The 25,275-nt window shown below is 69.1% G+C and carries 30 protein-coding genes; 15 read left to right on the top strand and 15 right to left on the bottom strand.

Features of this window, described 5'->3' with window-relative positions; all coding sequences use genetic code 11:
- Nucleotides 1-15 precede the first annotated feature (15 nt).
- Nucleotides 16-402, bottom strand: coding sequence for a DUF4307 domain-containing protein (locus tag CQ044_RS11595; protein WP_045272182.1), 387 nt, complete (start codon nt 400-402; stop codon nt 16-18).
- A gap of 92 nt (nt 403-494) precedes the next feature.
- On the opposite strand from CQ044_RS11595, the gene CQ044_RS11590 reads away from it, so the two are divergent.
- A complete protein-coding gene (locus tag CQ044_RS11590; RefSeq protein WP_105688605.1) occupies nt 495-758 on the top strand; it encodes a hypothetical protein in 264 nt (87 codons plus the stop codon).
- Nucleotides 759-780: 22 nt separating this feature from the next.
- On the opposite strand, the gene CQ044_RS11585 is transcribed toward CQ044_RS11590, so the two are convergent.
- Entirely contained in the window at nt 781-1,518 is a 738-nt protein-coding gene (locus tag CQ044_RS11585) for a hemolysin III family protein (protein WP_105688604.1), read from the bottom strand.
- 93 nt (nt 1,519-1,611) lie between these two features.
- Here CQ044_RS11585 and CQ044_RS11580 point away from each other — a divergent pair, with 93 nt between their 5' ends.
- The 3 genes from CQ044_RS11580 to CQ044_RS11570 all read left to right on the top strand — a co-directional run bounded on the left by CQ044_RS11580 (nt 1,612) and on the right by CQ044_RS11570 (nt 5,087).
- Nucleotides 1,612-2,397 carry an isoprenyl transferase gene (locus CQ044_RS11580; protein WP_105688603.1) on the top strand — a complete coding sequence of 262 codons (786 nt, stop codon included), beginning with the start codon at nt 1,612-1,614 and terminating at the stop codon, nt 2,395-2,397.
- Nucleotides 2,398-2,441: 44 nt separating this feature from the next.
- A complete protein-coding gene (locus CQ044_RS11575) occupies nt 2,442-3,566 on the top strand; it encodes an aminotransferase class V-fold PLP-dependent enzyme (RefSeq protein ID WP_105688602.1) in 1,125 nt (374 codons plus the stop codon).
- Nucleotides 3,567-3,767: 201 nt separating this feature from the next.
- A complete protein-coding gene (locus tag CQ044_RS11570; protein WP_235281755.1) occupies nt 3,768-5,087 on the top strand; it encodes a PhoH family protein in 1,320 nt (439 codons plus the stop codon).
- 111 nt (nt 5,088-5,198) lie between these two features.
- Here CQ044_RS11570 and CQ044_RS11565 read toward each other — a convergent pair whose 3' ends face one another.
- From CQ044_RS11565 to xseA, 6 genes are all read right to left on the bottom strand, one after another.
- A complete protein-coding gene (locus CQ044_RS11565; RefSeq protein WP_105688601.1) occupies nt 5,199-6,029 on the bottom strand; it encodes a type IV toxin-antitoxin system AbiEi family antitoxin domain-containing protein in 831 nt (276 codons plus the stop codon).
- A gap of 274 nt (nt 6,030-6,303) precedes the next feature.
- On the bottom strand, nt 6,304-7,701 hold the full coding sequence (locus CQ044_RS11560) for an aspartate ammonia-lyase (RefSeq protein WP_105688600.1): 1,398 nt from the start codon (nt 7,699-7,701) through the stop codon (nt 6,304-6,306).
- Nucleotides 7,702-7,741: 40 nt separating this feature from the next.
- A complete protein-coding gene (locus tag CQ044_RS11555) occupies nt 7,742-8,395 on the bottom strand; it encodes a carbonic anhydrase (protein ID WP_105688599.1) in 654 nt (217 codons plus the stop codon).
- Nucleotides 8,392-9,045 carry a DUF4245 family protein gene (locus tag CQ044_RS11550; RefSeq protein ID WP_105688598.1) on the bottom strand — a complete coding sequence of 218 codons (654 nt, stop codon included), beginning with the start codon at nt 9,043-9,045 and terminating at the stop codon, nt 8,392-8,394. Before CQ044_RS11550 ends, CQ044_RS11555 begins: the two co-directional genes overlap by 4 nt.
- Nucleotides 9,042-9,302 carry an exodeoxyribonuclease VII small subunit gene (locus CQ044_RS11545; protein ID WP_374954855.1) on the bottom strand — a complete coding sequence of 87 codons (261 nt, stop codon included), beginning with the start codon at nt 9,300-9,302 and terminating at the stop codon, nt 9,042-9,044. The genes CQ044_RS11550 and CQ044_RS11545 overlap by 4 nt, the downstream gene beginning before the upstream one ends.
- A gap of 9 nt (nt 9,303-9,311) precedes the next feature.
- Nucleotides 9,312-10,649 (bottom strand): exodeoxyribonuclease VII large subunit, encoded by a 1,338-nt coding sequence (gene xseA, locus CQ044_RS11540; protein ID WP_105688597.1) that lies wholly within the window; start codon nt 10,647-10,649, stop codon nt 9,312-9,314.
- A 131-nt stretch (nt 10,650-10,780) separates the two neighbouring features.
- Here xseA and CQ044_RS11535 point away from each other — a divergent pair, with 131 nt between their 5' ends.
- Both CQ044_RS11535 and CQ044_RS11530 read left to right on the top strand, forming a co-directional pair.
- Nucleotides 10,781-11,794, top strand: coding sequence for a 4-hydroxy-3-methylbut-2-enyl diphosphate reductase (locus CQ044_RS11535; protein WP_105688632.1), 1,014 nt, complete (start codon nt 10,781-10,783; stop codon nt 11,792-11,794).
- Nucleotides 11,791-12,354 (top strand): DUF6264 family protein, encoded by a 564-nt coding sequence (locus tag CQ044_RS11530; protein ID WP_105688596.1) that lies wholly within the window; start codon nt 11,791-11,793, stop codon nt 12,352-12,354. The genes CQ044_RS11535 and CQ044_RS11530 overlap by 4 nt, the downstream gene beginning before the upstream one ends.
- A gap of 58 nt (nt 12,355-12,412) precedes the next feature.
- Here CQ044_RS11530 and CQ044_RS11525 read toward each other — a convergent pair whose 3' ends face one another.
- Entirely contained in the window at nt 12,413-13,015 is a 603-nt protein-coding gene (locus tag CQ044_RS11525; RefSeq protein ID WP_181158289.1) for a DUF4822 domain-containing protein, read from the bottom strand.
- 245 nt (nt 13,016-13,260) lie between these two features.
- On the opposite strand from CQ044_RS11525, the gene CQ044_RS11520 reads away from it, so the two are divergent.
- Nucleotides 13,261-13,764 (top strand): sigma-70 family RNA polymerase sigma factor, encoded by a 504-nt coding sequence (locus CQ044_RS11520; protein ID WP_045272193.1) that lies wholly within the window; start codon nt 13,261-13,263, stop codon nt 13,762-13,764.
- The gene (locus tag CQ044_RS11515; RefSeq protein ID WP_146116783.1) at nt 13,761-14,435 is read left to right on the top strand and encodes a zf-HC2 domain-containing protein; all 675 of its coding nucleotides are present in this window, start codon (nt 13,761-13,763) and stop codon (nt 14,433-14,435) included. The genes CQ044_RS11520 and CQ044_RS11515 overlap by 4 nt, the downstream gene beginning before the upstream one ends.
- A gap of 88 nt (nt 14,436-14,523) precedes the next feature.
- Here the strand turns inward: CQ044_RS11515 and fbaA are convergent, their stop codons facing one another.
- A complete protein-coding gene (fbaA, locus tag CQ044_RS11510) occupies nt 14,524-15,552 on the bottom strand; it encodes a class II fructose-bisphosphate aldolase (protein WP_105688594.1) in 1,029 nt (342 codons plus the stop codon).
- 183 nt (nt 15,553-15,735) lie between these two features.
- On the opposite strand from fbaA, the gene glpX reads away from it, so the two are divergent.
- Together glpX and CQ044_RS11500 are read left to right on the top strand one after the other, a co-directional pair.
- The gene (gene glpX, locus CQ044_RS11505) at nt 15,736-16,728 is read left to right on the top strand and encodes a class II fructose-bisphosphatase (RefSeq protein WP_045272195.1); all 993 of its coding nucleotides are present in this window, start codon (nt 15,736-15,738) and stop codon (nt 16,726-16,728) included.
- Between the two features lie 187 nt (nt 16,729-16,915).
- The gene (locus CQ044_RS11500; protein ID WP_045272196.1) at nt 16,916-17,128 is read left to right on the top strand and encodes a hypothetical protein; all 213 of its coding nucleotides are present in this window, start codon (nt 16,916-16,918) and stop codon (nt 17,126-17,128) included.
- Here the strand turns inward: CQ044_RS11500 and CQ044_RS11495 are convergent.
- On the bottom strand, nt 17,103-18,443 hold the full coding sequence (locus CQ044_RS11495; RefSeq protein WP_105688593.1) for a DNA recombination protein RmuC: 1,341 nt from the start codon (nt 18,441-18,443) through the stop codon (nt 17,103-17,105). The genes CQ044_RS11500 and CQ044_RS11495 overlap by 26 nt on opposite strands.
- A gap of 64 nt (nt 18,444-18,507) precedes the next feature.
- Nucleotides 18,508-19,110, bottom strand: coding sequence for a 3'-5' exonuclease (locus CQ044_RS11490; RefSeq protein ID WP_105688592.1), 603 nt, complete (start codon nt 19,108-19,110; stop codon nt 18,508-18,510).
- A gap of 79 nt (nt 19,111-19,189) precedes the next feature.
- On the opposite strand from CQ044_RS11490, the gene CQ044_RS11485 reads away from it, so the two are divergent.
- On the top strand, nt 19,190-19,927 hold the full coding sequence (locus tag CQ044_RS11485) for a class I SAM-dependent methyltransferase (RefSeq protein ID WP_105688591.1): 738 nt from the start codon (nt 19,190-19,192) through the stop codon (nt 19,925-19,927).
- Between the two features lie 44 nt (nt 19,928-19,971).
- Here the strand turns inward: CQ044_RS11485 and CQ044_RS19440 are convergent, their stop codons facing one another.
- Nucleotides 19,972-20,364 (bottom strand): hypothetical protein, encoded by a 393-nt coding sequence (locus tag CQ044_RS19440; protein WP_146116782.1) that lies wholly within the window; start codon nt 20,362-20,364, stop codon nt 19,972-19,974.
- A 119-nt stretch (nt 20,365-20,483) separates the two neighbouring features.
- Here CQ044_RS19440 and ychF point away from each other — a divergent pair, with 119 nt between their 5' ends.
- Nucleotides 20,484-21,557, top strand: a complete 1,074-nt coding sequence (gene ychF / locus CQ044_RS11480; protein WP_105688630.1) for a redox-regulated ATPase YchF — start codon at nt 20,484-20,486, stop codon at nt 21,555-21,557.
- 49 nt (nt 21,558-21,606) lie between these two features.
- On the opposite strand, the gene CQ044_RS11475 is transcribed toward ychF, so the two are convergent.
- Nucleotides 21,607-23,001, bottom strand: coding sequence for a hypothetical protein (locus CQ044_RS11475; RefSeq protein ID WP_105688590.1), 1,395 nt, complete (start codon nt 22,999-23,001; stop codon nt 21,607-21,609).
- A 638-nt stretch (nt 23,002-23,639) separates the two neighbouring features.
- Here CQ044_RS11475 and CQ044_RS19585 point away from each other — a divergent pair.
- The 3 genes from CQ044_RS19585 (at nt 23,640) to CQ044_RS11455 (ending at nt 24,779) form a co-directional block, all read left to right on the top strand.
- Nucleotides 23,640-24,023, top strand: coding sequence for a hypothetical protein (locus CQ044_RS19585; protein WP_181158296.1), 384 nt, complete (start codon nt 23,640-23,642; stop codon nt 24,021-24,023).
- A 185-nt stretch (nt 24,024-24,208) separates the two neighbouring features.
- The gene (locus CQ044_RS11460; RefSeq protein ID WP_105688588.1) at nt 24,209-24,490 is read left to right on the top strand and encodes a type II toxin-antitoxin system RelE/ParE family toxin; all 282 of its coding nucleotides are present in this window, start codon (nt 24,209-24,211) and stop codon (nt 24,488-24,490) included.
- The gene (locus tag CQ044_RS11455) at nt 24,477-24,779 is read left to right on the top strand and encodes a HigA family addiction module antitoxin (RefSeq protein WP_105688587.1); all 303 of its coding nucleotides are present in this window, start codon (nt 24,477-24,479) and stop codon (nt 24,777-24,779) included. The genes CQ044_RS11460 and CQ044_RS11455 overlap by 14 nt, the downstream gene beginning before the upstream one ends.
- A gap of 61 nt (nt 24,780-24,840) precedes the next feature.
- On the opposite strand, the gene CQ044_RS11450 is transcribed toward CQ044_RS11455, so the two are convergent.
- Nucleotides 24,841-25,185, bottom strand: coding sequence for a LysR family transcriptional regulator (locus CQ044_RS11450; protein WP_105688586.1), 345 nt, complete (start codon nt 25,183-25,185; stop codon nt 24,841-24,843).
- Nucleotides 25,186-25,275 lie beyond the last annotated feature (90 nt).

Genomic DNA, 25,275 nt, shown 5'->3' with positions numbered 1-25,275 from the left:
ATCAACACGATGAGCCTAGGACACCCAGCAGGAGTTCACCAAACCCGTCGTCGCGGCCGAGACGATCGGGACATGCTCCGTGAACGCCCTGGAATGCTTCTCCGAGGCGGGGTAGGAGACGAGTCGCCAGCCGACGATTCCGAACTCCTCGTCCTGCGCCTCCACGATGCAGTGCACGGGCCGGTTCGTGGGCGCCGTGATCTGGAAGTTCACGGTCACGCTGTGGTCGTCGACGAGGCGGAAGCCCGTTCCCGTCACGTCCACGGTGTCCGCGGAGCCCTGCCAGGTCCACCAGCCGAAGACACCGACGACGATCGCCGCGGCCGCGATCGTGAGGACCATCGGCAGGCGGCGGCGGGGTCCGCGGCCGTAGCGCTCGTCGAGCTGGGCGGGGGTCGTCACGGCGGGGTGCTTCCGATCGTTAGGCTTGAGGTTCCAGGTTATCCCGCGGGAGGCCAGGGGCCCGAACGGGCCGTGCCCAGAAAGGCTGAGAGATGATCGAGGCGATCCTTGCCGCTGCGGCGGCCACCCCCACTCCGACCCCGACGGTCGACCCGAACCTGGTCACCCCGGGCCCCGTGGGCTTCGTGATCGTCGCGGTGGTCGTCGTCTTCGCGGTCCTCCTGATCTGGGACATGCAGCGGCGGATCCGTCGCGTGCGCTACCGCGAAGAGGTGCGCGCCGAGCTCGACGCCGAAGAGGCCGCTCAGGGCGGTGCCGCTGACGGCGAGGGCGACGCGGGCGCGCCGAAGTCCTGACGGCTCGGAGGAGCCTGGCGGCTCAGCCGGGCAGGCCCAGCGACGGCTGCAGCGGCGCCAGCGAGATGAGCAGGCACGCCGTCCAGTGGCAGAGGAACGCCAGCACGGTGCACACGTGGAAGATCTCGTGGAAGCCGAACTTGCCGGGCCACGGGTTGGGCTTCTTGAGCGCGTACACGATGGCGCCGCCGGTGTAGAGCAGGCCGCCGACGCAGACGAGCACCATCATCGCGACGTTCGCGTTGACCAGGTCGACGACGTACATGATCGCGCCCCAGCCGAGCAGCAGGTAGAGCGCGACGTACAGCCAGCGCGGGGCGTTGATCCAGAAGACCCGGAACAGGATCCCCAGGAGCGCTCCCGACCACACCAGCACGAGCAGCAGGACGCCCTTCTCCGGCTGCAGAGCGAGCGTCGCGAGAGGGGTGTAGGTGCCGGCGATCAGCAGCAGGATGTTCGCGTGATCGATCCGCTTCAGGATCGACTTGGTCCTGGGCTTCCAGTTGAAGCGGTGGTACAGCGCCGAGTTGCCGAACAGCAGCAGCGAGGTGATCATGAACACCACGGCGGCCCACTTCGCGACCGTTCCGTGGGCGAGCACGATGAGCACGATCCCGGCCGCGATCGCCACCGGGAACGTGCCGGCGTGGATCCAGCCCCGCCAGGTCGGTTTGATCTCGATCTGCGCGTCGTACTCGGCCGCCTCCATGAGGGGCAGCTCGGGAACAGCGGGTGCAGCGGATCGGGTCGCTCTGCGCATGGTTGAACTCTAGGCGTCCGCTTATGCCGCAAACCGTACATAACCCCTGGATGACATGACGGCCGGATCGCGTCCGCGCGGTAGCGTAGGGGAGTGAGCGCACGGTCCGAGCAGCCAGGGAATGGCCCCCTCTATCGGCTGTACTCCCGACGCCTGCGGCGACGGCTGGATCCCGCGACGATGCCGCACCACATCGCCATGATGATCGACGGCAACCGCCGCTGGGCCCGGCAGCTGGGCTACGCGACCCCCGCGCACGGCCACAGGGCGGGGGCCGCGAAGATGCGCGAGTTCCTGGGCTGGTGCGATGAGCTCGGCATCCGGGTGGTCTCCCTCTACCTGCTCTCCGCGGACAACCTGGGCAAGCGCGATTCGGCAGAGCTCGCCGACCTCATCGAGATCATCGGGGAACTCGCCGACAGCCTTTCCCGCGAGGGCAACTGGCGCGTCAAGCACGTAGGGCGCGCCGACATCCTGCCCGCGGCGCTCGCTCGGGTGCTGGCCGAGGCCGAGGAGCGCACCCGGGACCACACCGGGCTGCACGTGAATCTCGCGGTCGGCTACGGCGGGCGCAACGAGATCGTCGACGCCGTGCGCTCGATCCTCGCGCAGCACGACGCGTCCGGCGGCACGCTGGAGGACCTCGCGGCCAACCTCACTCCGGAGATGATCGGCGAGCACCTGTACACCGGCGGCCAGCCGGATCCGGATCTCGTCATCCGCACGAGCGGAGAGCAGAGGCTCAGCGACTTCCTGCTGTGGCAGAGTGCGCACAGCGAGTTCTACTTCGTCGAGGCACTCGGCCCGGACCTCCGGCAGGTCGACTTCCTCCGCGCCATCCGCGACTACGCCGACCGCGACCGCCGCTTCGGTCGCTGAGCGTCGAACGCCGGGGGGCCTGTGCTGCGTGTCAGACTGGCGGGATGTGCGCGATCGACGACTACACCGCCACGTTCGGCGAGGATCCGGGCTATCTGAACTGGGCCGCTTTCGGGCCGATGTCCCCGGCCGCGCGCGCCGCTCTGACCGCCGATGCCGACCTGCTCGCGACGGGGCGCGCCGAGGGCATCGCGGCGACCGCCGGGCGGACGGCTGAGGCGCAGGCGGCGGTGGCGGGGCTGCTCGGATCCGCTCCGGATGAGGTCACGGTCCATCCTTCGTCGACGCACGCCCTGCAGCAGGCGCTCGCCGGCCTCGACGGCGCGGTGATCGCCTCCGCGGCCGAGTTCCCGAGTGTCACGATCACTCTCGAGCGCGCCGCGGCCGCGTCGGGCGGGCGGCTCGCTCCGCGCTGGATCGCACCGGCCGGCACCCGCGTGACGGCCGCGGCCGTGGCCGAGGCGCTGGACCCCGCCGTGACGGCGCTCGTCGTGAGCCATGTCGACTTCCGCTCGGGGTACCGCGCCGATCTCGCCGCCCTCCGCGAGGCGCTCGGCGAGGACCGGCTGCTCATCGTCGACGCCGTGCAGTCCTTCGGCGTCGTGGATGAGGACTGGGCGGTCGCCGACGTCGTCGTCGGACACGGCTACAAGTGGCTGCGGGCCGGACGCGGCACCGGCTTCGCGCGGTTCACGGATCGCGCCCGCGAGCGGATCCGTCCCGTGCTCAGCGGCCGGATCGCGACCGCCGCCGCGGGCCTTCCCACCGACGCGCTGCCGGATCCCGCCCTCTCGGCGCAGGCGTACGCGGTCAGCGCGTCGGATCCGCTCGCGGCGGGACGTCTCGCGGCCGCCGCCGCCGAGATCCAGGACGTCGGGGTCGGCGCCGTCGCCGAGCGCTTGTCCCGCAACGTCGACGCTCTGCTGGACATCGCCGATCGGCACGGGATCGAGGTGGTGTCCTCGCGGGCGCCCGCGGAGCGCGCCGGCATCGTGGTGCTCGCGCCCGCGGATCCGCAGCGGGTCGGGGACGCGCTCGCCGCGGCCGGCATCCAGGTGACGGTGCGGTCGGGGGCCGTGCGGGTCGCTCCGCATGCCGGCACGAGCGCCGAGACGCTCGGCCTGTTCGACGCCGCTCTCGCCGACGCCCGAGAGTTCACCAGCCCTTAACCGAGAAGAGCGCGTGTCCTTCCTGCGCGATGTCGGTGGGGAGTCGTACGTTCATGGCATCGGACACGGCGTCCGATCGAGTCGGCCTCAAGGATCGCGACTCGTGGCCCTGGTCGACTCGCCTAGTACCGGGAATCCCCGGGTCGGGAGAGCGTTGTGGCCGCACGTACCGCACTGAAGAGCACCACCCGCACCACCGCCGTGAGCGAAGGGGGTGCAACGCTCGATCAGGATCTGAAGACCTACGTGCTCGACACGTCCGTGCTGCTGTCGGATCCGCAGGCGTTCTTCCGCTTCGCCGAGCACTCCATCGTCCTGCCGGTCGCCGTGATCGGCGAGCTGGAGGGCAAGCGCCACGATCCCGAACTCGGGTACTTCGCCCGACGTGCGCTGCGTCACCTCGACGAGCTGCGCGTCGAGCACGGCCGGCTCGACTTCCCGGTCCCGATCGGCGACGGCGGCACGCTGCGCGTCGAGCTGAACAACTCCGACCAGACGGTGTTGCCCAGCGGCATCCGCCTCGGCGACAACGACAGCCGGATCCTCGCCGTCGCGATGCATCTCTCCCAGGACGGGCAGGATGTCACGGTCGTCTCCAAGGATCTGCCGATGCGCGTCAAGGCGGCCTCCCTCGGCATCAACGCGGAGGAGTACCTCGCCGAGCAGGCGGTGGACTCGGGCTGGACCGGGATCAGCTCGATCTCGCTCTCGGGCGACGAGATGAGCGACCTCTACGAGAGCGAGGTCGGCACGAGCGAGGAGGCGATCGGACTCCCGGTCAACACAGGCCTCATCATCCACTCGGAGCGCGGCTCCGCCCTCGGACGGGTCACGGGCGACGGCGAGTACGCGCTGGTCCGCGGCGACCGCGAGGTGTTCGGCCTGCACGGGCGCTCGGCCGAGCAGCGCATCGCGATCGATCTGCTGTCCGACCCCGACGTCGGCATCGTCTCGCTCGGCGGTCGCGCCGGCACCGGCAAGTCGGCCCTCGCCCTGTGCGCGGGCCTGGAGGCGGTGCTCGAGCGGCAGCAGCAGAAGAAGATCATCGTCTTCCGGCCGCTGTTCGCCGTCGGCGGCCAGGAGCTCGGCTACCTGCCGGGCGACAAGGACGAGAAGATGAGCCCCTGGGGCCAGGCGGTGTTCGACACTCTCGGATCCGTCGTCTCCGGCAACGTCGTCGAGGAGATCATCGCGCGCGGCATGCTCGAGGTGCTCCCGCTCACGCACATCCGCGGGCGCTCGCTGCACGACGCCTTCGTGATCGTCGACGAGGCGCAGTCGCTCGAGCGCAACGTGCTGCTCACGGTGCTGAGCCGCATGGGGCAGAACTCCCGCGTCGTGCTCACCCACGACGTGGGTCAGCGCGACAACCTGCGAGTGGGCCGCCACGACGGAATCGCGAGCGTGATCGAGACTCTGAAGGGCCACAGCCTCTTCGGCCACGTCACCCTGCAGCGTTCCGAGCGCTCCGCGATCGCGGCGCTGGTCACGGAGCTCCTGGAGGGCGGCGAGCTGAGCTGACAACAGGGCTTCTTCGCGACGCCTGCATGATCGAGCGACGGATGCATGACGGATCCGCTGTTCTGATCATGCAGGCGTCGCCGCGTCCTGCAGGCGTCGCCAGGAGCGCCCTCAGCCGGCCGCGCGAGTGAGAGCGGCGAGGATGGCCGCCTGCACGGCCGGCCAGTCGTGCAGCACCTGGGCGTAGTCGAAGCGCAGGGTCTCGAACCCCAGACGCGAGGCGATGGCGTCCCGATGCAGATCCTTGTGCCGCTGGGTGGATCCGTCGTGGTTCTCCTTGCCATCCACTTCGATGATGAGTTTGCCGGCGACCACGAAGTCCACTTTTCCGACACCTGCGATCCGGACCTGGCTCTCGAGCCGAACGCCGAGGATATGCATCCGGAGCCGCAGCAGGGACTCGAGACCGCTGTCTGCATCACGACGCGCGAAGTCGACGAGCCAGCGAGCGGCGGCAGGGAGGGCGTCGCGGATCCTGATGCGCGTGGCGCGGGAGAGCAGCCCCTTTCTCCACGCGGACTCGAAGGCCGCGAAGAACGCCTCGTCGCCCCCGCACAGGTAGAGGTGGATCAGAGCGGTCTCCGCACCGACGACGCCGAACAAGGTCTCACCGTCGAAGTAGTGGCTGACGCATCCGCATCCCGGATGAGGGTGCACTCGCCCGCTACGACCTACCCAGACGTGCGGGGGAGCGTCCTTGTCGAGCACCCATACCCCGCGCGCGAGCAACGCCGTGCCGCATGTCAGCGCGCCCCCGTGCGCAGCCGCGTCCACGACCTCGCGCCTCGTGCCAGGGGCGGCGAATACTCCGGGGCGGACGCGGAGGATCCTCCGGCTCGAGACGGCGCGGGCGAGTGCACTTCGGGTCAAACCGAAGCGCTGCAGCTGCTCGCCGCGGGCGACGCCACCGAGGCGTGTGAGGGTGATCGCAGGATCCAACATGGCGCTCACTCTGGCGCGGCTTGTACCAGAGCGGCTGGCGTCTCACGAGATCAGTGAACTATCGGCGCGGCGGTGCGAGTGTGGAGGCCGAACGCGCTCGCAACGCGTGCAGGACCGTGCGACACCTGCATGACCGAACCGCCCGTGGAATCCTGCCGGCGTCGCCGAGTCCTGCAAGCGTCGCCAAGTCAGCGAATGCCAGCACCCGCCACCCCGAGAACGACGGAAGCCGCGGCCCCGAGGGGACCGCGGCTTCCGCGCGAGCGGATCCGGCTCAGCCGGCGTGCGTCATCGACAGCAGGTCGAGCTTGGCGTCGAGCTGCTCGAGGGTCAGCTCGCCGCGCTCGACGTAGCCGAGGTCGAGCACGGCGTCGCGGACCGTGATGCCCTTGGCGACGGCGTGCTTGGCGATCTTCGCCGCGGCCTCGTAGCCGATGAGCTTGTTCAGCGGCGTCACGATGGACGGGCTCATGCCCGCGAACGCGGCCGCGCGCTCGACGTTGGCCTGCAGGCCGTCGACCGTCTTGTCGGCGAGCACGCGCACGGCGTTGGAGAGCAGACGGATCGACTCGAGCAGTGCGGTGCCCATGACGGGGATCGCGACGTTCAGCTCGAACGAGCCGGAGGCGCCGGCCCAGGCGACGGTCGCGTCGTTGCCGATCACGCGCGCGCACACCATGAGCACGGCCTCGGGGACGACCGGGTTGACCTTGCCCGGCATGATCGAGGAGCCCGGCTGCAGGTCGGGGATGTGCAGTTCGCCGAGACCCGTGTTCGGGCCCGAGCCCATCCAGCGCAGGTCGTTGTTGATCTTGGTCAGCGAGACGGCGATCGTGCGCAGCGCACCCGACGCCTCGACGAGGCCGTCGCGGTTGGCCTGGGCCTCGAAGTGGTCCTTGGCCTCGGTGATCGGCAGCTCGGTCTCGGCCGCGAGCAGCGCGATAACCTTCTGCGGGAAGCCGAGCGGGGTGTTAATGCCGGTGCCGACCGCGGTGCCGCCCAGGGGGACCTCGGCGACACGGGGGAGGGCCGCCTGCACGCGCTCGATGCCGAGGCGGATCTGGCGGGCGTAGCCGCCGAACTCCTGGCCGAGGGTGACAGGGGTGGCATCCATGAGGTGGGTGCGGCCGGACTTGACCGCGTCCTTCCACAGCACCGCCTTCGCCTCGAGCGCGACCGCGAGGTGGTCGAGCGAGGGGATGAGGGTGTCGATGAGTGCCTGGGTGACGGCGATGTGCACCGAGGTCGGGAAGACGTCGTTCGACGACTGCGACGCGTTCACGTGGTCGTTCGGGTGCACGGTCGCGCCCAGGATCCGGGTCGCGAGAGTGGCGAGCACCTCGTTCATGTTCATGTTCGAGGACGTGCCGGATCCGGTCTGGTAGGTGTCGACCGGGAATTCGCCGTCGTGCCTGCCCTCTGCGACCTCGTCCGCCGCCTGGGCGATCGCGTCGGCGATGGCGCCGTCGAGGGTGCCGAGCTCCTTGTTGGCGAGCGCGGCGGCCTTCTTGATCCGGGCGAGAGCCGCGATCTGCGTCGACTCCAGACCCTTGCCCGAGATCGGGAAGTTCTCCACGGCGCGCTGCGTCTGCGCCCCGTACAGAGCGTTCACGGGCACGCGCACCTCGCCCATGGTGTCGTGCTCGATGCGGTACTGCTCGTTGTCGGTCACTGCTGTTCCTCCAGATGTGACGGGGTGATGAGGGGGATGTTCAGGCGTGGGCGTCGCTGAGGCCCACGGTGACGACGGGCACGGCCGTGCCCTCGTTCAGTCGGTAGTTGGCGCCGACGATGCCCAGCTTGCCGTCGGCGACGGCCTGGGAGATCAGCTCCGAGGACTGCAGCAGGTCTCGCACGGTGTTGCGCAGGTGCTCCTGTCCCACGAGCTCGGCGTCGATCTCGGCCACGGTGGATCCGCCGTGCTCGGCGAGCACCTTGCGGGCGGCCGGCACGATCGGGGCGACGAGCCGCCAGATGTGCGGGGGGAGCGGGGCGGCATCGATCGCCGTGCCGTCGATCGCGGCGCGCACGGCGCCGCAACTGTCATGCGCGAGCACCACGATGAGCGGCACGCCGAGGATCGCCACGGCGTACTCCAGGCTCGCGACGATCGACTCGCCGAGGACCTGCCCGGCGTTGCGGACCACGAACAGGTCGCCGAGGCCCTTGTCGAAGATGATCTCGGCCGCGAGGCGCGAGTCGGAGCAGCCGAACAGGGTCGCGAGCGGCGCCTGCCCGTCCACGAGCTCATGGCGCTTGCCGACGTCCTGATTGGGGTGCTCCGGGTCGCCCGCGACGAAGCGCCGGTTCCCCTCGCTCATGAGCTGCCAGGCCTGGTCGGGGGTCAGCGTGGTGATGTCGGTCATCGTCCGCTTTCGAGTTGGTCGATCTGCGGGCTGATCTTGGCGACCAGCTCCGCCGTGCCCGCCTTGCCCAGGGCGCCGTAGACGAGGACGTAGTCCTTGCCGACCTGCGCGCCGAGGGCGTAGTTGATGTTCGCGGCCGAGTCGGGATTCGGGATCACGTACTCGTCCCAGGAGCGCCCGCCGATCTTCACGGTGCCCTTCGAGGAGGTGCCGCGCAGCGGCGTGGCGGCCCAGTCCGCGTCGGCGTCGAACGCCTGTGCGACGTGCGCGTAGCCGCGGGCGTCGTCCGCCTGGGGTGCGACCGTGATGTCCCACACGACGGGCTTGCCGTCGATCAGGACGGCCTTGTTGACCCGCCAGTTGTTGGGCGGAGTCGGCAGCAGGACCGGGCGGTTCAGGGTGCTCTGCGCATTCTTGGCGGCCGCAGGGAGGTCCACGGCGTTGGATCCCGTGAAGTCGCCGCGCGGCACGATGAGCACGATCAGCAGGACGACGCCGACGGTCGCGATGAGGGCGGCGATGAGGCCGCGGAACGTCTGGCTGGAGCGGTACGCGGCGGAGGATGCGGCCTTGCGGTCGGCGGTCTCCTGCGCGGTCTCCGGGCGGCCGAGCTCGGCGACGACGGGGGCATGCTTCGGCGTGCGGCTCATCGTGCGTCCCCCTCGGAGGGGCGGGCCGCGTCCAGGCGGCGCTTGGCGCCGAGCAGCCATTCCTCGCAGCGCGCGGCGAGCGCCTCGCCGCGTTCCCACAGGGTGAGCGACTGCTCGAGCGTCGGGGCACCCTGCTCGAGCTCGGCGACGACGCGGACCAGTTCGTCTCTCGCCTGCTCGAAGCTGAGGGCGGCGGGATCAGCGACGGTCGGCGCAGAGCTCCCTGCGGAGGCGGACGGCTCGTTCGACACAGTCACGCCTCCATCCTACCGGCGCGCGTCGGAGCCCTCGTCCGGTGCCGCGGAGCCCGATCCCGGGGCGTCGGCGGCGCCGGCCTCGGCGATCTCCCCCTCCGACACGGCGCGCAGCGAGCCGCGGTCGACGGTGAGGGTGAGGGCGGTGCCGGCGGGAGCGTCGGCGGCATCGCGCACGATCAGTCCGTCCTCGCGGTGAGCGATCGCGTATCCGCGGGCGAGGGTGGCGGCGGGTGACAGCGCGCGCAGCGAGGCGCGCAGCTCGGCCGTGCGCCTCCCCGCGGCATCGACCGCACGTCCCAGCGTGTCGCGGGAGCGGGCGGCGAGCAGCCACACCTCCTGCGCGCGGCGCTCGATGAGCGGCTCAGGATCCCGCAGCACGGGTCTCGACCTCAGCTGCTCGAGCTGGGCGATGTCGTGCGAGATGCGCTGCGACACCCTGGTCGCCGCGCGGGCTCGCAGCTGGGCGACGAGCGCGCGCTGCTCGCCGACGTCGGGCACGACCCGCTTGGCGGCGTCGGTCGGAGTCGAGGCGCGCAGGTCCGCCACATCGTCCAGCAGCGGATGGTCGTTCTCGTGACCGATCGCGCTGACCACGGGCGTGGTCGCCGCGGCGACCGCACGCACCAGGCGCTCGTCGCTGAAGCCGAGAAGGGTCTGCGGATCCCCGCCGCCACGGGCGATGACGATGACGTCGACGTCGGGATCCGCGTCGAGCACTTTGAGCGCGGCGAGGGTCTCGGGCACGCAGCGATCGCCCTGCACCGCGGCGTGCACGGTGCGGAAGCGCACCTGCGGCCAGCGCAGCTCGGCGTTGCGGTGCACGTCCTTCTCGGCGTCGGAGTTCTCACCCGTGATCAGTCCGATCACGTGGGGGAGGAAGGGGAGCGGCTTCTTGCGGGAAGGGTCGAAAAGACCCTCCTGGCGCAACTGCGCGCGCAGCCGCTCGAGGCGCTCGAGCTGGTCGCCGAGGCCGACGTGCTTCATCGCCGACACCGTGAAGCTGAAGTCGCCCGCCTTGACGAAGTAGTCGGCCTTGACCGCCGCGATCACGTGGTCGCCGACGGCGAGATCGGCGGGGATCCGCGCCCGCACGCTCGACCACACCCGGATCGAGATCTGCGCGTCGGAGCGGGTGTCCTTGAGGCGCGCGAAGATGTTGCCGGCCCGCACGTTCCAGCTCGTGATCTCGCCCTCGACCCAGACCGTGCCCCACTGCGCCACGAAGTCGCGGATCGTGGCGTTCAGCCTCGCGATCGAGGTCGGGGCGTCCGCGGAGGACTCGCGCGGCGCGACGGAATCGGCGGGCGGGGCCTCACCGGGCACGGAGGCTGCTTCGAAGACGGTCATCGCCTCCCCAGCGTAGCAATGGCCATCTGCCGGATCCCGGCCGGCTGTCAGGACGCCGCCGGTAGAATCGGGGCGTGAGTTCTCCCGTCGCGCTGCCCGTGCCGCAGATCCCTCGCCGCCGCCCCACGGCCGTGCGCGAGCCGCTCCAGGACCGTCCCGTCGAGGGGCGCAAGCGCGTGCTGCTCGCCGCGCCGCGCGGTTACTGCGCCGGCGTCGACCGCGCCGTGGTCGCGGTGGAGAAGGCGCTGCAGCGCTACGGCGCCCCGGTGTACGTGCGCAAGCAGATCGTGCACAACATCCACGTGGTCACCGAGCTCGAGGAGCAGGGCGCCATCTTCGTCGACGAGGTGGACGAGATCCCCGAGGGCTCGCACGTCGTCTTCAGCGCTCACGGCGTCTCGCCGATGGTCGTCTCCGCGGCGGAGGACCGCCACCTGCACGCGATCGACGCGACCTGCCCGCTGGTGACCAAGGTGCACCGCGAGGCCGTGCGCTTCGCCCGCGACGACTTCGAGATCCTGCTCATCGGCCACGACGGCCATGAGGAGGTCGAGGGCACCGCCGGCGAGGCCCCTGATCACGTCACGGTGGTGAATTCCCCGGCGGAGGCCGACATCGTCGAGGTGCGCGACCCGTCCAAGGTCGTCTGGCTCTCGCAGACCACGCTCTCGGTCGACGAGACCATGGAGACCGTGAACCGGCTTCGCACGCGCTTCCCGGAGCTGCAGGATCCGCCGTCCGACGACATCTGCTACGCCACCCAGAACCGTCAGGTCGCGATCAAGAAGGTCGCTGCAGACGCGGATCTGGTGATCGTGGTCGGATCCGCCAACTCCTCCAACAGCGTGCGCCTGGTCGAGGTGGCGCGCGAGTACGGCGCGAAGGCCGCGTATCGCGTGGACTACGCGGACGAGGTGCGACAGGAGTGGCTCGATGGCGTCACGACGGTCGGTGTGACGAGCGGTGCCTCCGTGCCGGAGGTGCTGGTGCAGGAGGTCCTGCAGGCGCTCGCCGAGGCGGGATACGGCGACGTCGAGGAGGTGCGCACGGCGGAGGAGGATCTGATGTTCTCGCTGCCGAAGGAGCTCCGCCAGGACGTCTCCGGCCAGCGCGACGAGCGGGCACTGGGCGGACGCAGCCGATGACCGATTCCGGTTCTGTGGAGCAGCCGCGCCGGCCTGCCTTCGGCGAGTACGCGACGCCGGAGGAGCAGAGCAGTCGAGCGGGACGGCCACTGGTGCCGCCGCCCGCCGTGCACATTCCGCCGACGGCGCCCGCCGCTCAGCCCGTGACCCCTACGGCTCCCGCGGAGGCGGCGGGGGAGCGCCCGGCGCACCCGGTCGATCGGATGGCGTCGATCGCGCTGCTCGCCTACGGGCTCTGGAACGTGATCACCACGGTCATCACCTACCTCAATCCGTCTTCGCTCCTGACGACCCTGATGCAGGCCATGGGGATCTCCGGCACGTTCACGAACTACGGGCAGGCGCGGACCTGGGGCATCGTCGCCGGCGTCGTCCTGATCGTCGGCTGGGTCGCGACTGCCGCCTGGTCGGTGGCCAGGCTGCGGCGCGGCAAGCTCACGTGGTGGCTCCCGGTCGCGGGCGGCATCGTGTTCGGGATGCTGGCGGCGGTCTGCCTGATGGTGCCGTTCTTCGCAGATCCGGCTGTGATCTCGTACCTGAACGGGCAGCTGCAGAAGTAGTTCCTCGGACGCGAAGAGCCCGGCTCCGTGAGGAACCGGGCTCGTCCTGATCCGTGGATCAGTGTGCGTTGCCGTTGTTGAAGTGGTGGCCGCCGTTCCCGGCGCCATGGCCGCCGTGGCCGCCGTGCGCGCCGGGGCCGCGGCCGCCGGTGCCGGGCTCGACGTGGTTGGTCTTGGTGTGCACGATGTCGTAGTACACGCTCTGGTCGGCCGCGTTCGGGAACACGCGGTAGGTGAAGACGTTCTTGTCGAGCTGCACGATCGGCACGACCCGCTGGAACAGCACCGCACCGTTCGCATCCTTGGCGGCGATCCAGCGCGACGAGCCGTCGGCCGCCACGCTCCAGTCGCCGTGCATCTTCGGGCTGTCGTCGAGGTTGTACATCGTGAACGTCCCGTCGGCCTTGAAGTAGGCCCAGCCCACGAAGTTCGACACGGCCGGGTCGTCCAGCGCGACGCGATGGCCCTGGGCATCGCGGGCGCTCGTCGTCTTCCACGGGGTGGACGCGAGCGTCTCGGACGGGGTCAGGACCTTCTTCGCGAAGGGGGCGGAGACTGCGGCGGTGGGGGCTTCCGCGGCGGCCGTCGTGGGGACGATGGCGACGGCAGCCAGGGCGATGGTCGAGGCGGCGATGAGCCTGCGAGAGAGGGAGATGTTCATGCCTTCTACGCTAGAAATCCGACCACGGGGCCCGCATCAGCCGATCGGCTACTTCGGGCGTCGCCGACCGGATGATCCCTCGGTGACGGACGTCGCCGGCCGGATCGAACGTCTCAAAGAAGAGCGCGGCGAGCATACTGAGAGCAAGACGCCTCGGGGATCCGGGTTCGCGGCGACGCGGGCCAGGGCTCAGCCACCGGTGAACCTCCGGGGCACGGGCCTCGTTTCCCTGTGAGGAGGCGACTGTGGACGATGACGACGAACGGCTGACGGCGCTCTACGACGTGCACGCGGGACCGATCCGCCGCTACGTCGTGCACCTCACCGGGAGCAGCGCCTCGGCGGACGACGTGGTGCAGGAGACGCTGCTGCGCGCCTGGCGCACGCCGCGGATCCTGGAACAGGAGGTGACGACCACCCGGGCGTGGATGTTCACGGTCGCCCGTCACCTGGTCATCGACGAGGCGCGCAGCGCCAGGCGGCGCCACGAGCATCCGATGGCGGAGGTCCCCGAGCGCGTCTCGGGCGATGTCACGGACCGGCTGTTCGATGCGATCCTCATCGAGGACGCGCTCGCAGACCTCAGCCCCGAGCATCGCGCCGTGATCGTCGCCGGCTACTACCGAGGTCGCAGCGTCGACGAGATCGCGACCGAGCTCGGGATTCCGGGCGGCACGGTGAAGTCCAGGATGCACTACGGACTGCGGGCCCTGAGGCTCGCGCTGCAGGAGAGAGGGGTGATCCGGTGAGCGTGGATCCGGATCCGTTCGCGACATGGGATGCCGCCTATGCGATGGGCGCGCTGTCTGCGGCGGACCGCGCGCAGTACGAGGCGCACCTCGCGGTCTGCGCGGAATGCCGCACGGCGCTCGCAGAACTGGTTCCCGCCGTGGGTCTGCTTTCGCGCGTACACGCGGACGACGCGGCGCGGATCGGCACCGATGACGTCGACCCTGCGGGGCCGAAGCTGCTGTCGATCGCCCGTGCCAGGCGGCGCTCCCGGCGCCGCGCGCTGTGGACCGGTGTCGGCATCGCGGCCGCGCTCGCCATCGCCGTGCCGGTCACGATCGTCGCGCTCGCTCCGCGGCCGGCGGTCTCAGTGGCGCTGAAGGGAGCAGGCGCCGTGCCCCTGAGCGCCACGATCTCACTGACCCCGGTCGCGTGGGGGACGAAGATCGACATGGCCTGCCTCTACGCCGCGGGCGCTCCCGATGCGGGCTGGACCTACGTCCTCACGGTCGTCGGGGACGACGGGAAGAGCACCGACCTCTCGACCTGGAAGGCGGATCCCGGACGCACCGCGACGCTCTCGGCGGGAACCGCGCAGCCGTTGTCGGACATCCGCACGGTCGAGATCCGCAACACCGCGGGCACCGTCATCCTGCGCCAGGACATCGGCGATGGTTCGTCCTCGGGGTGAACCGGGCCGCTGGTCCGCCCGACGACAGGAGCGCCGCGGGGAGGGATCCCCGCGGCGCTCCTGAACGCCGGTGCGACTGTGCCGGTCGTCAGCTCTTCGACTGGCCGTAGGAGCCGAGCTGGCGCGTCGACTCGAGGACGCGCTGCGCCATCGCGGTCTCGGCGACCTTGCCCCAGGCGCGCGGGTCGTAGACCTTCTTGTTGCCGACCTCGCCGTCGACCTTCAGGACGCCGTCATAGTTGTTGAACATGTAGCCGGCGATCGAGCGCGTGAACGCGTACTGGGTGTCGGTGTCGATGTTCATCTTCACCACGCCGTTCGCGACCGCGAGGGCGATCTCCGCGTCGGTCGAGCCGGATCCGCCGTGGAAGACGAGGTCGAGCGGCTTGGCGCCCGTACCGTACTTCGCGGCGACCTGCTGCTGGATCTCGCCGAGCAGCTCGGGACGGAGCTTCACGCCGCCCGGCTTGTAGACGCCGTGCACGTTGCCGAAGGTGAGCGCCGCGATGTAGCGGCCCTGCTCGCCGAGTCCCAGCGCCTGCACGGCCTGGTCGACGTCGGCGAACGTCGTGTAGAGCGCCTCGTTCGAGCCCTCGTGCGCGACGCCGTCCTCCTCGCCGCCGACGACGCCGATCTCGACCTCGAGGATCGCGTTGATCGCCTTCATGCGGGGGAGGAGGTCGCGGGCGATCTCGATGTTCTCCGCGAGCGGCACCGCCGAGCCGTCCCACATGTGCGACTGGAAGATGGGGTTGCGGCCCGCCTTGACCTCTTCCTCGGAAGCGGCGACGAGCGGCTCGACGAAACCGGCGAGGGCGTCCTTCGGGCAATGGTCGGTGTGCAGTGCCACGGTGACCGGGTAGGACTTCGCGACTTCGGTGGCGAACTTCGCGAACGCGAGCGCGCCGGTGGCGCGGGCCTTGACGGTCTGACCGGCGAAGTAGTCGGCGCCGCCGGTGGTGACCTGGATGATGCCGTCGGAGCCGGCCTCGGTCAGACCCTGCAGCACGGCGTGGATGGTCTGCGAGCTGGAGACGTTGAAGGCCGGGTAGGCGAAGCCGCCCGCCTTCGCGCGGTCGAGCATCTCGGCGTACTGATCCGGGGTGGCAACGGGCATGGCTTCTCCTGTGCTGGACGACGGGGGTCTGTGCCACTCTAGCGCCGCAGGATCGGCGATTCAGAGCGCGTGACGGCGGGCCCGGGAAGGCGGATCTTCGGCCTGGTAAAGAAGCGTGGATCTTTCGGTTTCCCGGCGCGGAAATCTGCGGATCCGTAACCGGTCCGCCCCTACGCTGGGGGCATGGTGAGCCTCACAGCCGATCTCAGCCCCCTCAGCCCCGACCGCAACCTCGCACTGGAACTCGTCCGTGCGACGGAGGCCGCGGCGATCCGCGCCGTCCCGTTCATCGGACGCGGCGCGAAGGAGGCGGCGGACGGCGCCGCCGTGGATGCGATGCGAGCCTTCCTCGGCACCGTGGACTTCGACGGCCGCGTGGTCATCGGCGAGGGCGAGAAGGACAACGCCCCCATGCTCTTCAACGGGGAGCACGTCGGCAGCGGATCCGGGACGGGCCCGCAGTGCGACATCGCGGTGGACCCGATCGATGGCACCTCGCTGACGGCGGCCGGCCGCCAGAACGCGCTCTCGGTGATCGCGGTCTCCGACCGCGGCACGATGCTCGACGCCTCCAGCGTGTTCTACATGGACAAGCTCGTCACGGGCCCCGCCGGCGTCGGCGTCGTCGACATCCGCCTCCCCGTCGCCGAGAACATCAAGCGTCTGGCCGGCGCCCTCGGCAAGCCCGTCGAGGAGATCGTCGTCTCGGTGCTGAACCGTCCGCGCCACGAGCAGCTCATCCAGGAGATCCGCGACGCCGGCGCAGGTACGCGCCTGATGAGCGACGGCGACGTCGCCGGCGGCATCAACGCCGCCCGACACGGCGCGCGCACCGACATGTGCATCGGCGTCGGCGGAAGTCCAGAGGGCATCGTCACCGCATGCGCGATCAAGGCGCTGGGCGGGCACATCCAGGGCCGGCTGTGGCCGCGTGACGACGACGAGCGTCAGCGCGGCATCGACGCCGGACTCGACATGGACAAGGTCTATGAAGCCGACGACCTGGTGAGCGGCAACAACACGATCTTCGTCGCGACCGGGGTGACCGACGGTCAGCTCGTCGCGGGCGTCCGGCGCGACGGCGACTACCTCTACACGGAGAGCGTCGTGCTGCGCAGCGCGTCCGGCACCCTGCGCCGTGTCGCCTCGGAGCACCTCGTCTCGAAGTGGCTCTGAGCGGGGCGCCCGCGGTGCCGGCTTCCTGAGCGAGCGGGCTGCACCGGCCTCCTGTGGAGGCCCGTGGGTAACGACCTGATCGCATTCCGCGTCTTCTCGGCGTCACCTGGCACAATGGAGGAGGCGCCGACCGGCGTGCACGGCGCATTCAGCGCGATTCGGAATGCGGAGCAGGGGAGCGTGGACGATGGCTGCGGAGAAGATCTACCGCCAGGAGACGGTCACTGACACCGGATCCGTCAAGATCGTCGAGATGGACGCCGCTCGCCGCACCGATGTCCTGTTCCGCGTGCGTCGCGAAGAGGGGCACGAGATCAGCGCCTGGTGGATGATCGGCGCTTTCGTGCTGTTCTCCGCCACCGTCGTCGCCCTGCTCAGCGGGGTTCCCGGGAGCGCGTGACCTCCTCCGGCTCGGCCGGATCGGCCTGATCGGCGTGCTCGGAGCGGTCGGAGTCCCGATCGATCGGCGCCTCGGCGTCGGCATCCTGACTCCCCAGACGGACACGCAGCTCGCCGAGGTCCGCACGCATCCCGTCGGCGTGGTCCTCATCCGCGGATGACGCCAGTTCGTCCGCGGTGAACCGTCGCGTCGAGCTGGTCAGTGTCGCAGGGGCGGTGAGGGCATCCGCATCCACGCCGGGGAAGCGGCGGGCCGTCACGAGCACGCGACTCTCCAAGGAGCCGGCGAAGCGGTTGTAGCTGTCGACCGTGCGCTCGAGAGCGCGGCGCAGGTCGTCGGCGTGGTTCGCCAGTACTCCGAGCCGGTCGTACAGCTGAGTGCCGAGGTCGAGGAGCACGGCGGCCTCGGCGGAGAGCTCCTGCTGCTTCCAGGTGTAGGCGACGGTCTTCAGCACGGCCCAGAGATTCACCGGGGTGGCCAGCGCCACCCGCTTGTTGAAGGCGTAGTCGAGGAGAGCCGGATCCTCGTCGAGGGCGGCCGACAGCAACGACTCGGTGGGCAGGAAGCAGATCACGAACTCGGGGCTCACCTCGAGCCCCGACCAGTAGGCCTTCTTCGCCAGGGCATCGATGTGCGCGCGCACGGCCTTGACGTGCTGCTGCATGAGGGGACGCCGCTGCGGATCGTCGGATCCGAGTGCCCCCGCGGCGAGGAAGGCGTCGAGCGGGGCCTTCGCGTCCACCGCGATCGATGCCCCGCCGGCGAGACGGATCACCATGTCGGGGCGGCCGTGTCCCGCATCGGAGTGGATCGTGGCCTGCAGGTCGAAGTCGACGTGCCGGGTGAGGCCGGCGGCCTCCACCACGCGGCGGAGCTGCGTCTCGCCCCACACTCCGCGCGCGGACGTCGAGCGCAGTGCGCCGGCCAGCGACTCGGTCGTGGAGCGCAGCGCCTCTCCGTTCTCCTCGGTGCGCCGCAGCTGCTCGCTGAGCTGGCCGAACTGCGCATGTCGCTCGCGCTCCAGCACGGTCACGGTCTGCTGCATGCGGTGCAGGCTCTCGCGCACCGGGGCGAGAGCGGTGAGCACGGCGTTCTCCTGGCGCACGCGCTCCGCGGCGTCGTGCTGCTCGCGTCGTGCGTGCTCGACGGCATCGCGGTACAGGTCGTTCTGCCTGTCCCTGTCTTCGCGCACGACGGCGAGCTCGGCGTCGGCGCGGGCGAGGTCGGCGGCGGCGCGGCTGCGGCCGAGGAACCAGCCCACGGCGAGGCCCGCCACGGCGGTGAGTGCGGCGATGAGCAGTGCGAGCGCGTCCATGCGTCCATCATGGGCGGGGCCACCGACATCGCAGGAGAGCGAGGCCGGGGCGGCCGGAACGGCGTCAGGCGGCGGCGCGCACCTTCGCGGGCGCGGCGGGCGCGAGCGGGTCGCCGAGGCGCACGCCGATCGCGTCGGCGAGCTGCTGCACCGTGCCCGACGCCGTGCGCCGGGCCGCGTCGATCACGATCTGCGCGCAGGCGCGTGCGTCGGCCAGGGCGTCGTGGTGCGGGAACGCGCCGAAGCCGGCCGCGGCCGCGGCGACCGGGAGCTTGTAGGAGTCGAGGTCGTACACCTTGCGCGCGACGCTCAGACTGCAGAGCGACTGGTACGGAGGGCACTCGTCTCCGGTGGCCTCGCAGGCGCGGCGGATCACGTTCAGGTCGAAGCCCGCGTTGTGCGCGACGAGCACATCGGCGCCGGCGAACGCGCAGAGGCGGTCGAGCTGCTCGCTCCACCCGTCGGCGTCGGCGACCTCATGCGCCTCGATGCCGTGGATCCGCACGTTCCATTCCTGGAAGGCGTCGTGGCCTGCCGGCGGGCGGATCAGCCAGCCCGTCTGTGCGACGACGATGCCGTCCCTGACGCGGACCAGGCCCACCGCACACGCGGAGGCCGGGGAGGAGTTCGCCGTCTCGAAGTCGATCGCGGTGAAGTCCAGTGCCACGCATCCACCCTCCGCCGGGGAGGGGTCGGCGCGGCTCAGGCGCGCCGGGACGGACCGGATCCGGGCGTAGTGTCGAAGCATGGTCGAACGTGCGACGAGCTTCGGATCCGAGACGGGCAGCTACGAGAAGGGGCGACCGGAGTACCGGTCGGACGCGGTCGCCTGGTTGCTGGAGCCGCTGGCGGAAGGCGACAAAGCCGTCGTCGACATCGGTGCGGGGACCGGCAAGCTCACCCGTGCCGTGCTCGCCCTCGGGGGCACGGGCGTGACGGCCGTGGACCCGGATCCGCAGATGCTCGAGGCCCTGCGGGAGAAGACGCCCGGAGTCGAAGCGGTCACGGGCACCGCGGAGGCTCTGCCGCTGGCTGATGCCGTCGCCGACGCCGCCACCCTCGGTCAGGCGTGGCACTGGGTGGATCCCGTCGCCGCCTCCGCGGAGATCGGTCGTGTGGTGCGCCCCGGCGGCGTGCTCGGGCTCATCTGGAACGTGCGGGACGACCGCACCGGATGGGTGCGACGGCTGACCGAGATCATGGGCGGCAGCGCGGCGGAGGAGATGATCGGCGAGAACGCCGTGCGCGTCGCCGCCCCGTTCGGGGAGCTGGAAGAACGGCGCTGGGAGTGGTCGCGGGAGATGACGCGCGCCGAACTGCATGCGATGGCGAGCTCGCGCAGCATGATCATCACGTCGCCGCCCGAGGAGAAGGTGCGGATCGCGCAGGCTATGGACGACCTGTTCGACGAGCTCGGCCTCGCCGAGGGCGCGACGCTGTCGATGCCGTATGTGACGGCCGCCTATCGCGCGATCCGCGGCTGACGGCTACGCGGTCGGGATGACGGCGGAATCCTGGCCGGTCGTGGCTACTCGTTGATCGTGCAGTGATCGCCGGCGTTCCAGATCCACTCTCCGAGAGACACGTGGTCAGCTCTGGCGCTCGCAAGTGAGTGCGTCGAGGATCCGACGAGGATGGACTTCCATCCCGCCGTTGGCCGCTGGAAGTGGACGACCTGCCCTGCCGTCGGAACTCCCAGCTCGCTGACGGGTTGGATCTCGAGACCGTTGGTTTGATGTGACGACGCATATGACATCGCCCGCGATTCATCGAGCCCTGGCGTGCCGGAATGGCAGGTGACATAGTCGACGGACCCGTCGTAGTTGATGCGCACAGCCGCGGGGAAGAGAGCCTGGCAGCCGCTGAGCGCGACGACCGCTACGACGCAAAGCCCGCAGGCGACGGTCCTGAGCTTTCGCATGGCCAGAGACTATGGGGACGATGCCATCGCCGATGAGATCCGTGGCTGCATCGTTACGCCGTCACAGCCCCCTCGGACGTGGCATGCTCCGCGCAGCCACCCCGGTAGACTCGTACCCCGTGGCTCTCACCATCGGAATCGTAGGACTGCCCAACGTCGGCAAGTCCACCCTCTTCAACGCCCTCACCAAGAACGACGTGCTCGCGGCGAACTACCCGTTCGCGACGATCGAGCCGAACGTCGGCGTGGTGAACCTGCCCGACGCGCGGCTGAACGCGCTCGCCGAGATCTTCGGCAGCGAGCGGATCCTGCCCGCGACGGTGTCGTTCGTCGACATCGCGGGCATCGTGCGCGGCGCGAGTGAGGGGGAGGGGCTGGGCAACCAGTTCCTCGCGAACATCCGCGAGGCCGACGCGATCGCGCAGGTCGTCCGCGGCTTCGCCGATGACGACGTGGTGCACGTCGACGGTGAGATCGACCCCAAGAACGACCTCGAGACGATCAACGCCGAGCTCATGCTCGCCGACCTGCAGACGCTCGAGAAGGCGATCGTGCGCATCGAGAAGGAGGTGCGCGGCCGCAAGACCGACGCCTCCGTGCTCGAGGCCGCAAACGCCGCGAAGGACTCGCTCGAGCGCGGTCAGCTGCTCTCCACGAGCGGGATCGACCTGGCTCCGATCAAGGAGCTGGGCCTGCTGACCTCGAAGCCGGTCATCTTCGTCTTCAATGTGGACGAGGCCGTGCTCACGGACGCTGCCCGCAAGGCGGAGCTCGCCGCTCTCGTCGCCCCGGCGCAGGCGATCTTCCTGGATGCGAAGATCGAGTCCGAGCTCATCGACCTGGATCCCGAGGACGCCGCGGAGCTTCTCGCCTCCACCGGTCAGGACGAGTCCGGCCTCGACCAGCTCGCGCGTATCGGATTCGACACCCTGGGCCTGCAGACCTACCTCACGGCGGGCCCGAAGGAAGCGCGCGCCTGGACGATCCACAAGGGCGACAAGGCTCCTCAGGCGGCCGGCGTGATCCACACCGACTTCGAGAAGGGCTTCATCAAGGCCGAGGTCATCTCGTTCCAGGACCTGGTGGACACCGGATCCGTGGTCGAGGCCCGTTCGAAGGGCAAGGCGCGTCTGGAGGGCAAGGACTACGTGATGCAGGACGGCGACGTGGTGGAGTTTAGGTTCAGCAACTAACAGCGTGGTTTTAGACTCCTATGTCGCCGCCGCGGAATCGTTTGTCACGTCAGATGGCCGTCGCATTCTCGGCGATCCGCGAGCCAACGACCTCGTGAACGACCCTGTCGAGCTCCCAGAGCCATCCTGGATGCCCGCTTCTTGTCGAGAGCGTCTTGGCAGCCCACGGATACCACTTCGACTGCACTTGCTGCACAGGATCGGTCGGGATGAAACGCCCATAGTGCGCGGTGGCATTCCGCCGCCCATACACTGTGCGAATGAAGGCATATAGGTCACCACCGTCGGGCCATTCGCGTCCGGCGAGGCTGGCTGATCTGACAAGTTCGAATACGCGAGGAGCGGCTTGGCTTGTTGTGCCCCCATCCGGCCACTGGGAGCCGTCGTCGAGGAAGACCTTCGCGCCGTCGGGGACCTCGTTGATCGCGATCGTTTCGAGGACGGCCCAGAGCTTGAAGTAGCGAGAATCCTCCTGCTTTTCGCGTCGGGCTTCGAGATAGAGATTGACATACAACTCCACCTCGGGTGCCGCAGTGACGGCGCCGCCAACACGGAGGACCTCGCGAGAGCTTTCACCGCCCATGAATCCGCCTATGAGGTTCCCGGTGTAGCCTTCGCGGAGGTTTCGGAAGCGGATGTGCTGTGGCGTACGGCTCTCGAGCGCAACCATGATCGGCCGAGGCGCCGCGTACCGCAGGTATGCGAGGGTGAGTACGAGCTTGTCTGTCTCGGCCATCGCGAGAGCATCGGCTTCGGTCTCGTCTTTTGCCCAGATCTGTGGGAACTCGAACACCGCGAAGTCGTTGCGGCGAAGTCGTTGATTCCATGTTTCGTCATTGACGCGTCCTGGCCACCTGAGGCGCTCGAGGGAGACATTCATGAGATCACGGAGGTCGCCGTCGTGGACCTCGAGCATCTGTGGGTGCACGACGCCGTGCGTGGTCGGGATCGGCTGGGTGATCAGCAGCCCTTCGATGAAGACGGCCGCGCGGAACTGTGAGCCCCGACCGGGCGTGCCGAGTGGTTGCTCGAATCGTGCCTCTCTACGCCTCTGTAGGTCGAGGTACAAGTCGACGACCTTGTCACTGGCCGTGTTCGGCGAATTCAGTGCTGTCATCGACACGAACTCGGGATATACGAGCTCCGGCGCGACCGGAGGTTGCTGTGACGAGGGATCAAACGGCGGCGCGATCCCGGCCGCCGAGACGAAGACGACGCTTTCTCGGTCGATCTCGAATCCGGAAGCGTGGTGCCAGCTTCCCATGCCGTCGTCCCCGATCTCCATCGAGAATGACATCGCCATCATCAGCGGTTCGATGTCGTCGCTCGATTCGATCTGCACACTGATGGTCTTGTTCGACCACTCCGGCGCATCGTTGACGAAAACGGTGAACGGCTGCCCTATCTTGAGGACATAGGGTTCGATCCGAGCATTAAAGGTCACTCCTGGACGTTACCAACATCGCACTGCCTCGAGATGCTGACAGTGTGACGGGCCGCGGCAGCCACTCGTAATAGCAGGCTCTGCACCGTGGTGATGCCTATCCGCAACGTAATGTGGTGGAGTTCCGCTTCAACGTCTAAGTTTCTCGTATGCCTTCGCTGCGTGATCCGGCGGTCATCCGCCCACGACACCGCGAGAACGCTGAACGTCTGGCGGTCGCGTGAGCAATCGGACCGGGTATGTGCCGAACGAGCTGCTATCGCGCCTTGTCGGAAACCGGATCCGCTCGGTCGAGTTCGTCCTCAACGATTACGTGCAACTGCGGTTCGATGGGGAGCCGGACGGATCCGGTCCCGTGACGCTGAGTTGCTATGTCTGGCCCGAGATCGTCTGGAACGGGAGAATCTGGAACGAATCAGATCTCGGCTATGCGGACGCCTTGCGAAAACTGGTTCCGGGGACCGTGACATCCACGTCAGAACAGACCGGGACTGGCATCTCCATACGGCTCAACACGGGCGGGGTCCGGATCCACCCGAGGCTCGAGGAAGTCCCGCCGAGGTCGCTCCTCTGGCGGGCTTCGCTGACAGCGCATGGATGGTCTGGCGACCCGGCGAAGACAGCTTTGAGGATCTGGTGTGAGCACGCACGATGCAGGCGCAGCCAAGGACGCGCGCCGCGATAGATCCGACTGGGGCACGCGAGAGCTGGAGTTGCTCTACGACGCGGTGCGGGATGAACTGAGCGTCTACAACGGCATCGGGGCGTATGGGATCTCGGACGAGGCGATTCGGACTCTCGCGTGGGCGGTGACAAGCCGCATCGACTGCGCGTTCGACGTCGCGTGGTCCCCGGACTGGGTAACTGAGGGACACCCGCACTTGTGGCGCGACGACGTGGGCTGGCACGCACTGTGCAACGAATGTTTGCAAGAACGTCCGCCGATGCTGAGCGAGGACGACGTGGCGACCTGGTTCGATGCTCACGTGACGGAATCGCATGGCCGTCAGTCCACGAGATAACGACCGCCCTCATCAAGGCCGAGGTCATCTCGTTCCAGGACCTGGTGGACACCGGATCCGTGGTCGAGGCGCGTTCCAAGGCAAGACCCACCTGGAGGGCAAGGAACGTCATGCAGGACGACGGCGATGTGGCGTTCCGATTTAACGCCTAGCGTTATTGACGGTATCCGTTATATTCTGAGCCCGTGATCAGATCGTTCGGCGACAAGACCACCGAACGGTTGTGGCGTCGTGATCGCGTGCCGTCGATCGATTCTCGGATCCACACGACCGCCTTGCGCAAGCTACGTCAGGTGGGGGCGGCTGAGTCGCTCGACGATCTAAGGCTCCCACCCGGAAACCGGCTCGAAGCGCTGAAGGGCGATCGCGCCGGACAACACAGCATCAGGATCAATGATCAGTGGCGGATCTGCTTCCTGTGGACCGCAGCTGGACCAGAGGAGGTGGAGATCGTTGACCATCACTGACAAGATTCCCCCGATTCACCCGGGCGAGGTTCTCATGGAGGACTTCATCAAGGGCTTCGAGATCACGCAGAACAAGGTTGCCGTGGCTATCGGGGTGCCGCCGCGGCGCATCAACGAGATCGTGCATGGCAAGAGGGGGATCTCGGCCGACACTGCGCTCCGCCTGGGGCGTTACTTCGGCGTGTCGGCCCAGTTCTGGCTCAACCTGCAGACGCGGTATGAGCTGGACCTGGCCGAGGATCGCGCCGCCGAGCAGATCGCGGCGATCACACCGCTGAGGGCTGCGTGACCTTCGAGGCTCGTTAGCTGCCTAGTGAGTCGCTCCCACGGCTAGGCCGGGATAGACCGCGTCAGCGGCCCTGGCGCTTCTTGTAGGGCTTGGGCTGTCCCTTCACAGCGGGAGCTCGGCCCTTTCCTTTGGATGCCTTGGCCTTGCCACCGGAAGGCGCGCCCGATTTCTGCGGAGGCGGCGGTGCCGCGGCGATCCTGTCCCGCGCCTCGGGCAGTAGGAGGAGGCCGGCGCTGGTCAGACTGGTGGAGCTTCCCCGCGTGACGAGCGGGTGCCCGACCTCTTCCTCGAGCTTCTCGATGGACGAGTACAGAGCGGCGAGCGGGATCCCGAGTCGGGCGGCCGCGCGCGGGAAGTGCAGTTCCTCCGCGACGGCGACGAACCGCCGAAGCTGGGTGATCTTCATGGAACCCTTCCTTTCGCGCGCAGTTCGCGGCGTCGTCCAGCGTACGGGGCTTCCGCCGGTCAGTTGCACCCGCCGCGGACGGGATGTGAG

It is taken from the genome of Microbacterium sp. MYb64, from assembly GCF_002979495.1.
Lineage (GTDB): Bacteria > Actinomycetota > Actinomycetes > Actinomycetales > Microbacteriaceae > Microbacterium > Microbacterium azadirachtae_A.
The sequence above is the reverse complement of the archived record's forward strand: the minus strand, read 5'-3'. Positions and strand labels throughout refer to the sequence as shown.

Bases quoted from the DNA above. Each gene is read 5' to 3' on its own strand.
- CQ044_RS11590 (WP_105688605.1), top strand. From the start codon at position 495: ATGATCGAGGCGATCCTTGCCGCTGCGGCGGCCACCCCCACTCCGACC.
- CQ044_RS11585 (WP_105688604.1), bottom strand. From the start codon at position 1,518: ATGCGCAGAGCGACCCGATCCGCTGCACCCGCTGTTCCCGAGCTGCCC.
- CQ044_RS11575 (WP_105688602.1), top strand. From the start codon at position 2,442: ATGTGCGCGATCGACGACTACACCGCCACGTTCGGCGAGGATCCGGGC.
- CQ044_RS11565 (WP_105688601.1), bottom strand. From the start codon at position 6,029: ATGTTGGATCCTGCGATCACCCTCACACGCCTCGGTGGCGTCGCCCGC.
- CQ044_RS11555 (WP_105688599.1), bottom strand. From the start codon at position 8,395: ATGACCGACATCACCACGCTGACCCCCGACCAGGCCTGGCAGCTCATG.
- CQ044_RS11550 (WP_105688598.1), bottom strand. From the start codon at position 9,045: ATGAGCCGCACGCCGAAGCATGCCCCCGTCGTCGCCGAGCTCGGCCGC.
- xseA (WP_105688597.1), bottom strand. From the start codon at position 10,649: ATGACCGTCTTCGAAGCAGCCTCCGTGCCCGGTGAGGCCCCGCCCGCC.
- CQ044_RS11530 (WP_105688596.1), top strand. From the start codon at position 11,791: ATGACCGATTCCGGTTCTGTGGAGCAGCCGCGCCGGCCTGCCTTCGGC.
- CQ044_RS11525 (WP_181158289.1), bottom strand. From the start codon at position 13,015: ATGAACATCTCCCTCTCTCGCAGGCTCATCGCCGCCTCGACCATCGCC.
- fbaA (WP_105688594.1), bottom strand. From the start codon at position 15,552: ATGCCCGTTGCCACCCCGGATCAGTACGCCGAGATGCTCGACCGCGCG.
- glpX (WP_045272195.1), top strand. From the start codon at position 15,736: ATGGTGAGCCTCACAGCCGATCTCAGCCCCCTCAGCCCCGACCGCAAC.
- CQ044_RS11500 (WP_045272196.1), top strand. From the start codon at position 16,916: ATGGCTGCGGAGAAGATCTACCGCCAGGAGACGGTCACTGACACCGGA.
- CQ044_RS11495 (WP_105688593.1), bottom strand. From the start codon at position 18,443: ATGGACGCGCTCGCACTGCTCATCGCCGCACTCACCGCCGTGGCGGGC.
- CQ044_RS11485 (WP_105688591.1), top strand. From the start codon at position 19,190: ATGGTCGAACGTGCGACGAGCTTCGGATCCGAGACGGGCAGCTACGAG.
- CQ044_RS19440 (WP_146116782.1), bottom strand. From the start codon at position 20,364: ATGCGAAAGCTCAGGACCGTCGCCTGCGGGCTTTGCGTCGTAGCGGTC.
- CQ044_RS11450 (WP_105688586.1), bottom strand. From the start codon at position 25,185: ATGAAGATCACCCAGCTTCGGCGGTTCGTCGCCGTCGCGGAGGAACTG.